The organism is Pseudomonas sp. Larv2_ips (assembly GCF_963879675.1).
Lineage (GTDB): Bacteria > Pseudomonadota > Gammaproteobacteria > Pseudomonadales > Pseudomonadaceae > Aquipseudomonas.
The window spans coordinates 197,026-211,249 of record NZ_CAWOAW010000013.1 but is presented as its reverse complement, the minus strand read 5'-3'; the positions used below and the strand labels follow the sequence as shown (position 1 = coordinate 211,249).

The 14,224-nt window shown below is 60.4% G+C and carries 10 protein-coding genes and 1 tRNA gene; 5 read left to right on the top strand and 6 right to left on the bottom strand.

Annotation, left to right across the window (positions count from 1 at the left end; all coding sequences use genetic code 11):
* Positions 1 to 3: 3 nt before the first annotated feature.
* On the bottom strand, positions 4 to 1,062 hold the full coding sequence (gene dinB / locus AACV02_RS05435) for a DNA polymerase IV (RefSeq protein WP_119736885.1): 1,059 nt from the start codon (positions 1,060 to 1,062) through the stop codon (positions 4 to 6).
* A 280-nt stretch (positions 1,063 to 1,342) separates the two neighbouring features.
* On the opposite strand from dinB, the gene AACV02_RS05430 reads away from it, so the two are divergent.
* The 3 genes from AACV02_RS05430 to AACV02_RS05420 all read left to right on the top strand — a co-directional run bounded on the left by AACV02_RS05430 (position 1,343) and on the right by AACV02_RS05420 (position 5,627).
* Positions 1,343 to 1,419: transfer RNA gene (locus tag AACV02_RS05430), tRNA-Met, on the top strand.
* A 279-nt stretch (positions 1,420 to 1,698) separates the two neighbouring features.
* Positions 1,699 to 4,341, top strand: coding sequence for a bifunctional lysylphosphatidylglycerol flippase/synthetase MprF (mprF, locus tag AACV02_RS05425; RefSeq protein ID WP_119736883.1), 2,643 nt, complete (start codon positions 1,699 to 1,701; stop codon positions 4,339 to 4,341).
* Entirely contained in the window at positions 4,341 to 5,627 is a 1,287-nt protein-coding gene (locus AACV02_RS05420) for a virulence factor family protein (RefSeq protein WP_119736880.1), read from the top strand. The genes mprF and AACV02_RS05420 overlap by 1 nt, the downstream gene beginning before the upstream one ends.
* A 136-nt stretch (positions 5,628 to 5,763) precedes the next feature.
* On the opposite strand, the gene recJ is transcribed toward AACV02_RS05420, so the two are convergent.
* On the bottom strand, positions 5,764 to 7,473 hold the full coding sequence (recJ, locus tag AACV02_RS05415; protein WP_106578319.1) for a single-stranded-DNA-specific exonuclease RecJ: 1,710 nt from the start codon (positions 7,471 to 7,473) through the stop codon (positions 5,764 to 5,766).
* A 189-nt stretch (positions 7,474 to 7,662) separates the two neighbouring features.
* Entirely contained in the window at positions 7,663 to 8,205 is a 543-nt protein-coding gene (locus AACV02_RS05410) for a YaeQ family protein (protein WP_003193952.1), read from the bottom strand.
* Positions 8,206 to 8,354: 149 nt separating this feature from the next.
* Here AACV02_RS05410 and AACV02_RS05405 point away from each other — a divergent pair, with 149 nt between their 5' ends.
* Positions 8,355 to 9,554 (top strand): CaiB/BaiF CoA transferase family protein, encoded by a 1,200-nt coding sequence (locus AACV02_RS05405; protein ID WP_106578318.1) that lies wholly within the window; start codon positions 8,355 to 8,357, stop codon positions 9,552 to 9,554.
* Positions 9,554 to 10,441, top strand: a complete 888-nt coding sequence (locus tag AACV02_RS05400; protein ID WP_119736878.1) for a TIGR02285 family protein — start codon at positions 9,554 to 9,556, stop codon at positions 10,439 to 10,441. The genes AACV02_RS05405 and AACV02_RS05400 overlap by 1 nt, the downstream gene beginning before the upstream one ends.
* 178 nt (positions 10,442 to 10,619) lie before the next feature.
* Here AACV02_RS05400 and AACV02_RS05395 read toward each other — a convergent pair whose 3' ends face one another.
* The 3 genes from AACV02_RS05395 to AACV02_RS05385 all read right to left on the bottom strand — a co-directional run bounded on the left by AACV02_RS05395 (position 10,620) and on the right by AACV02_RS05385 (position 14,132).
* The gene (locus tag AACV02_RS05395) at positions 10,620 to 10,904 is read right to left on the bottom strand and encodes a DUF3509 domain-containing protein (RefSeq protein ID WP_106578316.1); all 285 of its coding nucleotides are present in this window, start codon (positions 10,902 to 10,904) and stop codon (positions 10,620 to 10,622) included.
* A 410-nt stretch (positions 10,905 to 11,314) separates the two neighbouring features.
* On the bottom strand, positions 11,315 to 12,724 hold the full coding sequence (thrC, locus tag AACV02_RS05390; RefSeq protein ID WP_119736873.1) for a threonine synthase: 1,410 nt from the start codon (positions 12,722 to 12,724) through the stop codon (positions 11,315 to 11,317).
* A gap of 103 nt (positions 12,725 to 12,827) precedes the next feature.
* Positions 12,828 to 14,132, bottom strand: a complete 1,305-nt coding sequence (locus AACV02_RS05385; RefSeq protein ID WP_119736870.1) for a homoserine dehydrogenase — start codon at positions 14,130 to 14,132, stop codon at positions 12,828 to 12,830.
* Between the last annotated feature and the right edge of the window lie 92 nt (positions 14,133 to 14,224).

The window sequence follows — 14,224 nt, the reverse complement described above, 5'->3', positions numbered from 1 at the left end:
CTTCTACCAGGGGAACTGCAGCTGTTCGTTCCCGCTGCTCAGATCCAGCAACCGCACCCCGATCCCCAATAACCGCACCGGTTTGCCGCCGCGATTGAACGCCTGGGTCAACAGCTGTTGATAACTCTCCAGATCACGCCCCGCCCCTGCCTGCTCCAAGGTGGTTTGAGTAAAGTCGTGAAACTTCACTTTGACGAACGGCTTGCCCGCGCGATAGCTGCTGTCGATGCGCGCCATGCGTCCGGCCAGGGTTTCCATCAGCTCGGGCAGTTTCGCCAAGCAACTTGAGAGATCCGGCAAGTCCACGTCGTAGGTATTTTCCACACTGATGGATTGCCGACGGCTGTCGTTCTGCACCACGCGGTCATCAATCCCACGAGCCAGACTCCACAGACGCTCGCCAAAACTGCCGAATTCACGCACCAGCGCCAGCTTGTTCCACTCACGCAATTGCAGACAGTCTGCAATCCCCAGGCGCGCCAGCTTATCGGCGGTCACCTTGCCAACGCCGTGCAACTTGTTCACCGGCAACTGGGAGACGAAGTCTTCGATCTGATCCGGGGTGATCACAAACAGGCCGTTGGGTTTTTTCCAGTCGCTGGCGATCTTGGCCAGAAATTTGTTCGGCGCAACGCCGGCGGACACGGTGATGTGCAGCTGGTTGGAGACTCGGCGGCGAATGTCTTGAGCGATGCGCGTGGCACTGCCGCCAAAGTGCGGGCTGTCAGAGACGTCCAGGTAGGCTTCGTCCAGCGACAGTGGCTCGATCAGGTCGGTGTAATCGCGAAAGATCGTCTGGATTTCCTTCGACGCTTCCTTATAGGCATCCATGCGCGGCTTGACGATGGTCAGGTCCGGGCACAGTTTCAAGGCGTGGCGGGAAGACATGGCCGAACGCACCCCATAAGCCCGCGCCTCATAATTACAGGTGGCGATCACCCCCCTTCTGTCCGCCGAGCCGCCAACCGCGAGGGGCTTTTGTGCCAGGCTCGGATCGTCGCGCATCTCGATGGCGGCGTAGAAGCAATCACAGTCGACGTGGATGATTTTGCGTTGCGTCATATAAACAGAGGGTGTAATCCAACGGGTGGCCAGTATCGCACTCACCCCTGTATATAGCACCAGTAGTTTGAATCTTCCGCTTCAGCGGTAGGAAATTTCACTGATGAATTTATTTTCTCAATCGAAATTCGCCTGCCGATAGAGCTGAAACCCTCGGCCACACTGGCCCCGCGCCCTTCCACGGGTTGCCTTGGAGAGCTAACCGATTGAACCACAAGCGCTTTTCTTCTATTCACGGGTTGACACACTCGCGTTCCTCTGTAGAATGCCGACACACAGACGCGGGATGGAGCAGTCTGGTAGCTCGTCGGGCTCATAACCCGAAGGTCGTCGGTTCAAATCCGGCTCCCGCAACCAAACATCAAAAAAGGCTACTCGAAAGAGTGGCCTTTTTTGTATCTGGCGAAAAAGTTCTTCTGAAACAATGGCATGGCATCTTTCATGAAACCGTACACGGTTTGTAGAGTCCATCTCATTGCAAGCTATGCTGAATGCTCAAGCATTACCCTCTACGACCAATGGCCGCAGTCGCCGCACCCGGCGATACGCGTTAATATTTGTAATTATTTTGTCCATAGGGATTGGTAACTTGGCTGGATACCTCCATCCTGTCGCGCACAATCCACGAGGTGATTGATGCGCGCCAACTCGTCTGAACCACAAGACACCGTCACAGCGACACAACCGATCACACCCACCCGCTTGCGTTGGCTGGATCTGTTGAGCAAATACCGTCAGCCGATCGGGCTGGCCGTTACTCTGTTGCTGTTCGCAATCGCCCTGATCGCCTGCCGACACTTACTGCTGGAACTGGACCTGTATGCGCTCCACGACTCGATTCTGGAAGTGCCCAGACCCGCCCTGCTGGGTGCGTTCGCGGCGGCCGTCGCCGGTTTCATCATTCTGCTGGGTTATGAATTCTCCGGCGCACGCTATGCCGGCGTAAAACTGCCGGCCAAGACCCTGGCGCTGGGCGGCTTCACCGCCTTTGCCATCGGCAACGCCATTGGCTTGTCGATGCTCTCCGGCGGGTCCGTGCGCTACCGTTTATACGCACGCCACGGTATCGGGGCTTCGGAAGTGGCGCACATGACCGTGTTCGCCAGCCTGGCCCTTGGTACGGCGCTGCCGCCACTGGCAGCACTGGCCACACTGAGCAACCTGCCGGCGGCTTCGACCTACCTGCACCTGTCGCAAGGCGTGCTCGGCGGTATTGCCGGTGCAGTGCTGCTGCTGTCCGCCGCGCTGTGCATCGGCATTTACCGCCGTCGCCTGCCGGAGCAACCTTATTCGGACAACCTGCTGGTCAAGGCGGGGCGTCGTACCCTGCGCCTGCCGGGCCGGCGCCTGACGTTCCTGCAACTGATCATCACCGCGCTGGACGTTGCCGCTGCCGCCACCGTCCTTTATATGCTGCTGCCGGAAGCGCCGCCGTTCGGCCCCTTCCTGCTGGTGTACCTGCTGGCCCTGGCCGCCGGTGTACTCAGCCACGTGCCAGGCGGTGTTGGCGTGTTCGAGGCGATTCTGCTCGCGGCATTCGCCGACAAGCTTGGCGCCGCGCCACTGGCTGCTGCCCTGCTGCTCTACCGCATGATTTATGTGGTGCTGCCGCTGCTGATCGCCTGCGTGTTCCTGCTGGTCAACGAAGCCCAGCGCCTGTTCCAGACCCAGCAAAGCCTGCGGGTCGCCTCCGGCCTGGCCGCGCCGGTGTTGGCCGTACTGGTTTTTTTGTCAGGCGTGGTCCTGCTGTTTTCCGGCGCAACGCCGGAAATCGACTCACGCCTGGAAAACATCGGCTTCCTGATTCCCCACCGCCTGATTGACGCCTCGCACTTCGGTGCCAGCTTGATCGGCGTGCTGTGCCTGTTGCTGGCCCAGGGCTTGCGTCGGCGTTTGTCGGCCGCCTGGATGCTGACCATGGTGTTGCTGCTCACCGGCGCCCTGCTCTCACTGCTTAAAGGCTTCGATTGGGAAGAAGCCAGCCTGATGATCATGACCGCCGTGCTGCTGGCGATCTTCCGGCGCTCGTTCTACCGCGCCAGCCGCCTGACCGAACTGCCGTTCTCGCCGCTGTATTTGGTGGCCAGCGTCTGTGTGTTGGGCGCCTCGATCTGGTTGCTGCTGTTTGCCTATCAAGACGTGCCGTACAGCCACCAGCTGTGGTGGCAGTTCACCCTGGACGCCAACGCCCCACGCGGCCTGCGCTCGCTGCTGGGTGCAGCGGTGCTGTTGGTGATCGTCTCGCTGACCTGGCTGCTGCGCACCGCGCGCCCGGTGATTCATCTGCCAACCCCGGACGAACTGGAACGCGCCACCAAGATCCTGATGGCCTCCTCACAGCCCGACGGTGGCCTGGCGCTGACCGGCGACAAGGCGCTGCTGTTCCACCCCAACGATGAAGCCTTCCTGATGTATGCCCGCCGCGGGCGCAGCCTGGTGGCCTTGTATGACCCGATCGGCCCGACCCAGCCGCGCGCCGAGATGATCTGGCAGTTCCGTGACCTGTGCGACATCCATCACGCGCGCCCGGTGTTTTATCAGGTCCGCGCCGAGAACCTGCCGTACTACATGGACATCGGCCTGACCGCGATCAAGCTGGGCGAAGAAGCCCGGGTCGACCTGAAACGCTTTGACTTGGAAGCCAAGGGCAAAGAGATGAAGGACCTGCGCTACACCTGGAACCGTGGCACCCGGGACGGCCTGTCCCTGGAGATCTTCGAACCGGGCCAGGCGCCGATGGAAGAACTCAAGGTCATCTCCGATGCCTGGCTGACCGGCAAGAACGTGCGGGAAAAGGGCTTCTCCCTGGGCCGTTTCAGCGACGACTACCTCAAGCACTTTCGTATCGCGATCATTCGCTTCGAAGGGCGCCCGGTGGCCTTCGCCAACCTGCTCGAGACTTACAACCATGACCTGGCCAGTCTCGACCTGATGCGTGCGCACCCGGACGCGCCGAAGCTGACCATGGAATTCATGATGGTTGGCCTGATTCAACATTATAAGAACCACGACTACGCCCGCTTCAGCCTCGGCATGGTGCCGTTGTCGGGCCTGCAACCACGCCGTGGCGCACCGCTGACCCAACGCCTGGGCTCGATGGTGTTCCGACGTGGCGAGCAACTGTATAACTTCCAAGGTTTGCGCCGCTTTAAAGACAAGTTCCAGCCTGACTGGGAACCCCGTTATATGGCCGTGCCCGCAGGACTTGATCCGCTGGTGGCACTGGCCGATACCGCCGCCCTGATTGCGGGCGGCTTGACTGGATTGGTGAAACGCTGATGATTCGACGCTCCTGGCGGTATGTATTGGCCTTTGTAGTGCTGCTCGCGCTGATCGCGGCGGGTGGCTTCTGGTACTGGAACCGCCCTGCCCCGCAACCGACCCTGGAACAATTGCCCCAGGCCGACGGTTCGGTGATGACCCGTGTGACGCCTAACGGCTCGGCAAAAGCCCGTGTGGCCGTGGCCGTAATGGCCGATGAGACCCTGAGCGATAGCCAACTGATTGCTCTGAGCCAGGGCGGCTCTGCGCAAATCGTTCAAGTGATCCTGCCAAAGGATGACTGCAAGCTGCAGGAACAAGCGCTGCAAAGCGCCCTGGCACAGCTCAAAGGCCCGGCAACGCTGGTCAGCGGCATCGGCCCTGGCGCAGCACTCGCCTGGCGCTGGCTGGCCACACAGAACGACGACAAGGCCAACGCCATCTCCGTCGGCTTCGCCCTGGTGCAGGAAGGTTGCAAGAACCCACTGCCGAAGACCTCTGCCCATGGCAATTGGCTGGTGGCGTGGAACGATAACCCTGACGACGAAAGTGCCAGTTTCGTACGCGATACCCCGCGCGCGACTACCAGCATCAGCGACTACGACATCCACTACCCGCAAGTGCTGAACAACGAACTGCGCAAGCAGCTGGTGGGTTCGGACAACGGCGGCCTGGCGATTCCGGTAGTTGAAGTACCGGCCGGCCAAGCCAAGGACACCGTCACCCTGTTCCTCTCCGGTGATGGCGGCTGGCGTGACCTGGACCGTGACGTCGCCGGTGAAATGGCCAAGATCGGTTACCCGGTCGTGGGCATCGACACCCTGCGCTACTACTGGCAGCACAAAACGCCTGAACAAAGCGCCAAGGACCTCACCGAATTGATGCAGCACTACCGGCAGAAATGGGGCACCAAACGCTTCGTGCTGACCGGTTATTCATTCGGCGCCGACGTACTGCCGGCGATCTACAACCGCATGCCTGAAAACGAACAGCAGCGCGTCGACGCAATCATCCTGCTGGCATTTGCACGCACCGGCAGCTTTGAGATCGAAGTGGAAGGTTGGTTGGGCAACGCCGGTAAAGAAGCCGCCACCGGCCCGGAAATGGCCAAGTTGCCGGCTGACAAAGTGGTGTGCATCTACGGCGCCGAAGAAGTCGACGAGAGTGGCTGCACCGACAAGACCGCTGTTGGCGAAGCCGTGAAGCTGCCAGGCGGGCATCACTTTGACGAGAACTACCCAGCGCTGGCACAGCGCCTGGTGGATATCATCGTCAAGCATCAGGCCAAGGACAAAGCCGAGTAATTTCGGGTATTGCATGGCTTGAAATGTGGGAGGGGGCTTGCCCCCGATGGCGGTGGGTCAGCTACAGATACGCTGACTGAAGTACCGCTATCGGGGGCAAGCCCCCTCCCATATGTGTTTTTGCAGTTGTTTAGATTCAGCGCGGTTCGATGTGCGCAATCATCAACTGCACAGTCTCATTCCCACGAAACTCGTTCACGTCCAGCTTGTAGGCCAACTCGACCCAACGCACCGTCGGATTAGGCCAGACCTCACGGTCCACACCAAACGCAATGCCATCGAGCTTCACCGACCCGCATTCGCTCTTGAGCACCACTTTGAGGTGCCGCTCACCGACCACGCGCTGCTCGACCAACTGAAACACACCGTGGAACAACGGCTCGGGAAAGTGCTGCCCCCACGGCCCGGCATGCCGTAATGCGCGCGCCAGTTCCAGGTGAAACTCTTCCACCGCCAGCGTGCCATCCGACAGCAACCGGCCCGTCAGGTCTTCTTCTCGCAGTTGCCGACGGACTTCAGCGTCGAAGGCCTCGGCAAACAGCGGGAAATTCGCCTCTGGCAAGGTCAGACCGGCCGCCATTGCGTGGCCGCCGTATTTGGTGATCAGGCTGGGATGCTGGCTTGCGACGACCGCCAGCGCGTCACGGATGTGAAAACCCTGCACAGAGCGCCCTGAGCCCTTGAGCAGGCCGTCACCGGCATCGGCGAAAGCGATGGTCGGGCGGAAATACCGCTCTTTCATTCGCGACGCCAGAATGCCGATCACGCCCTGGTGCCATTCCGGGTCGAACAGGCACAAACCATAGGGCATCGATTCCACCGGCAAGTCCTTGAGCTGGGCGAGCGCTTCGCGCTGCATGCCCTGCTCGATGGATTTGCGGTCCTGGTTCATCCCGTCCAGCTGCGCTGCCATTTCCCGCGCGGCGGCGAAGTCAGTGGTGAGCAGGCATTCGATGCCCAGGCTCATATCGTCCAGGCGCCCGGCGGCGTTCAAACGCGGCCCGAGGATAAAACCGAGGTCGGTGGAGGTGATGCGCGCGTGGTCGCGCTTGGCGACTTCAAGAATCGCCTTGATGCCCGGCCGCGCGCGACCGGCGCGAATACGCTCCAGGCCCTGGTGCACCAGGATGCGATTGTTGGCGTCCAGAGGCACCACGTCGGCGACGCTGCCCAAGGCGACCAGGTCGAGCAACTCGCCGATGTTCGGCTGGGGCTTGTTGGCGTACCAACCCAGGCTGCGCAGTCGCGCGCGCAAGGCCATCAGCACATAAAAGATCACGCCTACGCCAGCCAGCGCCTTGCTGGGAAATTCACAACCGGGCTGGTTCGGATTAACGATGGCATCTGCTGCCGGCAACTCATCACCCGGCAAGTGGTGGTCGGTGACCAACACCTTCAACCCTGCCGCCTTGGCCGCCGCCACGCCTTCGACACTGGAAATGCCGTTGTCCACGGTGATCAGCAACTGCGGTTCGCGCTGCAGCGCCACCGCAACGATTTCCGGCGTCAGGCCATAGCCGTATTCGAAGCGGTTGGGCACCAGGTAGTCGACATGGGCCGCACCGAGCAGACGCAGGCCCAGAGTGCCTACCGTGCTGGCAGTGGCGCCATCGGCGTCGAAGTCACCCACGATGAGGATGCGCTGGCGCTGCTCCAAGGCCGTCACCAGCAGGTCCACCGCCGCGTCGATGCCCTTGAGCTGCTGGTAGGGAATCAACCGCGCCAGGCTTTTGTCCAGCTCAGCTTCGGACTGCACCCCGCGTGCGGCGTAAAGACGGGTCAACAGCGGTGGCAATTCACCGAGAAACGGCAGGACAGCGGGCAACGGGCGAGGATCGATACGCATGGGGTAACGGAAACTTCTCTTCTAGTACAACGGTTAAACAACAATGCTGAATGCAACATGGATCAACTGTAGGAGCCGGCTCCCGTGGGAGCGGGCTTGCTCGCGAATGCATCACCTCGGTATCGCTGAAAGACCGAAGTGTCTGCATCGCAGGCAAGCCAGCGCCCACACAACCCGGCTCCCAGAATTTCAGCCGCGTTCGCCGACCAGCCATTGCAATTGCACTTCATGTTGGCCACGGTCGTCGGTCACAAAAATCGTGCCTTCACTGATCATCACGTCCCACTTGATCACGCGCGGCATGTCCTTGGCCAGGGTCTCGAGGACTTCCTGCGGCACGGCAGCGATGTGCACGTTCTTCAGGTTGTTGGCTACCGGCACCACTTTGCCTTCCCACACGCGCAAGCTGCCATAGGCGAGCAAACTGGTGCGCTCGGTACGTCGCGAACACCAGGTCAGGCGGTCGGCGTCAGGCTGGCCGACTTCGATCCAGTGCAGCACCCGATCATCCAGGCTTTTTTCCCACAAGGCTGGTTCGTCGACATCTGAAAGGCCACGACCGAACGCCAGTTGCTCGTTGTACCAGAGGGCGTAGGCCAGCAGGCGCACGGTCATGCGCTCTTCGGTTTCCGATGGATGGCGGGCGATGGTCTGTTTGACGCTCTCATACACCGAGCGATCGAGGTCGGTGAGGTTGAGTTCGAATTTGTAGGTCGTGGACGGCTGGGCCATGAACGGGCTTCTAGAGACAGGGAAAGGCGGCCAGTCTAACCGATGGTGAGGTCAATCAACGAATACTGCGCTGCATCATCCTTATCCCTGGGCCGCTCGCCTATGTTAAAAGGCATCACACCACCGTCCCGCGCTTGCTAAGGATCCTCATGTCGTTTAATGCCAAACCGCTTGCCGGCCTGAAAGTCATCGAACTGGGCACCCTGATCGCCGGACCGTTTGCGTCACGTATCTGTGCCGAATTCGGGGCCGAGGTGATCAAGGTCGAGTCTCCTGATGGCGGCGACCCGCTGCGTAAATGGCGCAAGCTGTATGAGGGCACGTCGCTGTGGTGGTTTGTGCAGGCGCGTAACAAGAAGTCGCTGACGCTCAATCTCAAGCACCCGGATGGCCTGGCGATTCTCAAACAGTTGCTGGCAGACGCCGACATCCTGATCGAAAACTTTCGCCCCGGCGTACTGGAAAAACTCGGCTTGAGCTGGGAAACCCTGCATGCCCTGAACCCCAAGCTGGTGATGGTGCGTCTTTCAGGTTTTGGCCAGACCGGCCCAATGAAGGACCAGCCAGGGTTCGGCGCGGTGGGCGAATCCATGGGCGGTTTGCGCTATATCACCGGTTTCGAAGATCGCCCGCCGGTACGCACCGGAATTTCCATCGGCGATTCGATAGCCGCCTTGTGGGCGGTGATTGGTGCGCTGATGGCGTTGCGTCATCGCGAAGTCAACGGCGGGCTTGGCCAGGTGGTGGACGTGGCGCTGTATGAGGCTATCTTCGCGATGATGGAGAGCATGATTCCGGAGTTTGATGTGTTCGGGTTTATCCGTGAACGTACCGGCAACATCATGCCCGGCATCACGCCGTCTTCGATCCATACCAGCGCCGATGGCAAGCATGTGCAGATTGGAGCCAATGGCGACGCGATCTTCAAGCGCTTCATGTCGGCCATTGGGCGTGAGGACCTGGCCAACGATCCGACATTGGCGAGCAATGATGGGCGCGACAGCCGCCGTGACGAGCTGTATGGCGTGATCGACCGCTGGGTCAATTCGCTGCCACTGGACCAGGTGGTCGAGCAACTCAACCAGGCCCAAGTGCCCGCCAGCCGCATCTACAGCGCCGAGGACATGCTCGGTGACCCGCAGTTTCTGGCGCGGGAAATGTTCCTCAAGGCTCAGTTGCCGGGCGGCAAGGACTTCAAGATGCCGGGGATCGTGCCCAAGCTGTCGGACACGCCCGGCAGTTGTGAATGGGTCGGGCCGCAGCTGGGCGAGCACAACGGCGAGGTACTTAACCAATTGGGCTACGACACGGCGGCCATCACCCGCTTGCGCGAGGGCGGCGCGATCTGATGGCTGGCCCGTGTAGACGCTGGTCCATTCCCTTGTGCTTCATCGGCGCGATGTTCGGCGTATGGCCGCTCGCCGTGCGTGCCGAGGACACGATGATCTGGTTGCTGCGCGACCTGCCGCCGCTGACCATCTTCGAGGGCCCACAGAAAGGCCAAGGGGCATTGGATCAATTGCTGCCCGTGCTCAGCGAGCGTCTGCCGCAATACCGGCACACCGTGATGCACGTCAATCGCGCCCGCGGCATCCAGATGCTGCGCGCCGCCTCCCTGACCTGCGACCCGTCGCTGCTGTGGACGCCGGAACGCGCGAAGTACATCGTGTTCTCTGCCCAGGCATTTGCGGTGGCGAGCAACGGCGTAGCCATAAGGCGAAACCAGCAAGCGGCAATGACGTCCTTTATCGTCGACGAACACTTTGACCTGCAAGCCTTCCTCGACGCCCACAAAGCACGCATCGGCGCCACCGCCGAACGCAGTTACGGCCCCGTCATCGACGAACAGCTAAAAGGCGTCGATCCCCACATTCTGGCGCTCCATTACGGCAATGACGCCCTTGGCAGCCTGCTGCAAATGCAACGCCTTGGGCGGCTGGAAGCGGTGCTGGGCTACTGGCCGGAAATCCGCTATCACGCCACGCAACAAGGCATCGCCGCACGAGACCTGGTGTTTTATCCCATCAAGGGCTCAGCGCCTTATCAGCGTACGCATATCGGTTGCTCGGATACGCCTCAAGGCCGCCTGGCCATGGCACGTATCGACCAGGTATTACGCGACATCCCGCAGGAGCAGTTACAGCAGTCCTACACATCGTGGCTGGACCCGGTCACGCGAGAACAATACTTGCGCGACAACCCTGGTTTTTTCCAGGATTCACCGAACCCTGAGTGATCACAGGACAAATCGCAGGCAAAAAGAAACCCCGAAGAGTGGGGAGACACTTCGGGGTTAAACGTGGCCTACAAAGACCAGTACAACAAGCCACAAACACCGGAGCACAATGTTTGCTCTTGCTGTTACAAAATCTGACCGGCCATGCTGTAGGAAGTTTCCCTAGTTAAACAATTCTTCATGCAAGGGCGCCATTGCGGGTCTGGGCAGCGCTGCGCAAGGCCGCGATGACGGACGGCTCCAGACGCCCTTCGGCGATTTTCAGATCGCGCAGCAAGCAATCCACCACATCCACCAACACGCGTTTATCAGTCAATTGCGCGCGGTCAACTTCACGCTCGACAACGATGGCGCCGGCCGGGTTCTTCACGGTCACCAGGCATTCGTCCTGCACACCAGCGGTGGTCAATGTCACCTGATAAGGGCTCAGTGCTTCTTCGAGCAATAGGCTGATACTTTCCATCTCGATCACCACTCAATAGTTCGGGAACAATCGTTTCAACGGGAGCTGCATCTATCCTAAGTGACTGGTTATGACGTAGGAAAGTTCGCTTTATCGTCTTTATGGGGCCGTCAGGGAGTGACGTGAACCAGCATGCACTTGAAACATGACAGGCAAAAAACGCGCGCACATTCCTGCTTACGCATCGATGCCGAACAACGCACATGCAGTGCGCAAGCTCACAAGATCACCCGAGAGAATGCCTGGTACCCAATGGGTGTCGTCATGGCCATGTTTACGGTATTGGGCACCGTCGTAGCCCCTGCGCAGCAGCTGCTCGCGTAAGCGCTCGTAGCAAACAGGCCTGCCTTAAACAAAAAACGCCGCTGACCCGAGGAAGGGAAAGCGGCGTTTTGCCTACGCGGTTCGCCTTACAACGGCTTGCCACGGTTCCCGTGCTGGCTGACAAACGCCTGCACAGTCTTCAAGTCATTGGCCAGCACCGTGCAACGCTCTTCGCGCTCGAACAGGTCAGCCAAGTGCTCGGGCAATTCCAGCGCCTTGCCTACGCCCGCCTTCTCCACCGCTTCCGGGAATTTGACCGGGTGAGCCGTACCCAGAATGACCATCGGAATATCCAGGCTGCGACGGCATTCGCGCGCAGCCTTCACACCGATAGCGGTGTGCGGGTCCAGCAGTTCGCCGGTCTGGGCATAGACTTCAGCGATGGTTTCGCAGGTCTGTGCATCGTCCACCGCCAGGGAGTCGAACAGCTTGCGCGTTTCGGTCCAGCGCTCTTGGTCGACGCTGAAACCGCCACCGCTCTTGAAGCTGCTCATCAGCTCGGCCAGGGCGGCGCCATTGCGACCGTGCATGTCGAAGAGCAGGCGTTCGAAGTTCGACGACACCATGATGTCCATCGACGGCGACAGCGTCGCGTGCAGGGTTTCCTTGACGTACTGGTTGCCGCTCATGAAGCGGTGCAGGATGTCGTTGCGGTTGGTGGCGACGATCAACTGGTTGATCGGCAGGCCCATGTTGCGCGCCAGGTAACCGGCGAAAATGTCGCCGAAGTTGCCGGTCGGCACCGAGAACGATACCGAACGCGCCGGGCCGCCCAGCTGCAGGGCTGCGTGGAAGTAGTAAACGATCTGGGCCATGATCCGCGCCCAGTTGATCGAGTTCACGGCGACCAGGCGCGTGCCCTTGAGGAAGCTCTGGTCGGCGAAGCTGTTCTTGACCATTTCCTGGCAGTCATCGAAGTTGCCTTCAATGGCGATGTTGTGGATGTTCTCACCAAAAATGGTGGTCATCTGGCGACGCTGCACTTCCGACACGCGCTTGTGCGGGTGCAGGATGAAGATGTCGACGTTTTCACAGTGCTTGCAGCCTTCGATGGCCGCCGAACCGGTATCACCGGAGGTCGCGCCAATGATCACCACGCGCTCGCCGCGTTTTTCCAACACGTAATCGAGCAAGCGACCGAGCAGCTGCAGGGCGAAGTCCTTGAACGCCAGGGTCGGGCCGTGGAACAGCTCAAGTACCCATTCGTTGCCATTGAGCTGACGCAATGGCGCGATGGCGCTGTGGGAAAACACGCCGTAGGTTTCTTCCAGGATCTTCTTGAAGTCTGCATCCGGAATGCTGCCGGTCACGAACGGGCGCATCACGCGGAAGGCCAGCTCGTGGTACGGCAGGCCGGCCCACGAAGCGATTTCTTCCTGGGTAAAGCGTGGCAGGTTTTCCGGCACATACAGGCCGCCGTCCGTGGCAAGGCCTGCCAGCAAAACGTCTTCGAAATTCAGGGCCGGTGCCTGGCCGCGGGTGCTGATGTAACGCATAGGGGCAAACCTTCGGTTTGGGCTTCAAGCCTCAAGTGACAAGCTGCAAGTAACAGCGGATCTGCTTTTACTTGCAGCTTGCAGCTTGGCGCTTGCAGCTGAATTAATTTAGATGTTCGACGCGAATACGAACGACCGGCCCAACCACGCCCTGAAGAGCTTCGAGAGCCCGGATGGCATCGTTCATGTGCTGCTCGAGCACGCGGTGGGTCAGCAGGATCATCGGCACCTGGCCGTTTTGCTCCTCGACTTCCTTCTGCATGATCGACTCGATGTTGATGCCGCGCTCCGACAGGATGCTCGCCACCTGGGCCAACACGCCCGGATGATCCTGGGCCTGGATACGCAGGTAGTAGGCGCTTTCGCAGGCTTCGATCGGCAGGATCGGGTGGGCCGACAGCGAGTCCGGCTGGAACGCCAGGTGCGGCACGCGGTTCTCCGGGTCGCTGGTCATGGCGCGAACCACGTCAACCAGGTCGGCGATCACCGACGAAGCGGTCGGCTCCATGCCGGCGCCGGCGCCGTAGAACAGGGTCGAACCTGCCGCGTCGCCGTTGACCATCACCGCGTTCATCACGCCATTGACGTTGGCGATCAGACGATCGGCCGGGATCAGCGTCGGGTGTACACGCAGCTCGATACCGGCCGGGGTGCTGCGCGCTACGCCCAAGTGCTTGATGCGGTAGCCCAAGGCTTCGGCGTAATTCACGTCGGCAGTGGTCAGCTTGGTGATGCCTTCGGTGTAGGCCTTGTCGAACTGCAGCGGGACGCCAAAGGCGATGGACGCCAGGATGGTCAGCTTGTGCGCGGCGTCGATGCCTTCCACGTCGAAAGTCGGGTCGGCTTCGGCGTAACCCAGGGCCTGGGCTTCGGCCAGCACGTCTTCGAAGGTACGGCCCTTTTCGCGCATTTCGGTGAGGATGAAGTTACCGGTGCCGTTGATGATCCCGGCCACCCAGTTGATGCGGTTGGCGGACAGGCCTTCACGGATCGCCTTGATCACCGGAATGCCACCGGCCACGGCCGCTTCGAACGCCACGATCACGCCCTTCTCGCGCGCCTTGGCGAAGATCTCGTTGCCATGCACGGCAATCAGCGCCTTGTTGGCGGTGACCACGTGTTTACCGTTCTCAATGGCCTTGAGCACCAGCTCGCGGGCCACGGTGTAGCCACCAACCAGCTCGATGACGATATCGATTTCAGGGTTGGTCGCCACGGCGAAGACATCGTTGGTAATCGCAATACCGGTCGTTTGGAACTGAGGCTTTGGCGTACGCGTGGCAATTTGTGCCACTTCAATCCCACGCCCTGCACGGCGGGAAATTTCTTCAGCATTACGCTGAAGTACGTTGAAGGTGCCGCCACCGACGGTCCCTAACCCACAGATGCCTACTTTGACCGGTTTCACTGAAGAACTCCCCATGAAACGGCCGACTCAAGGTCGGCCGTGGAAAACAGCCGCACAACTGCGGCTCTCAATTAATGCCCCGCCGACTGTTC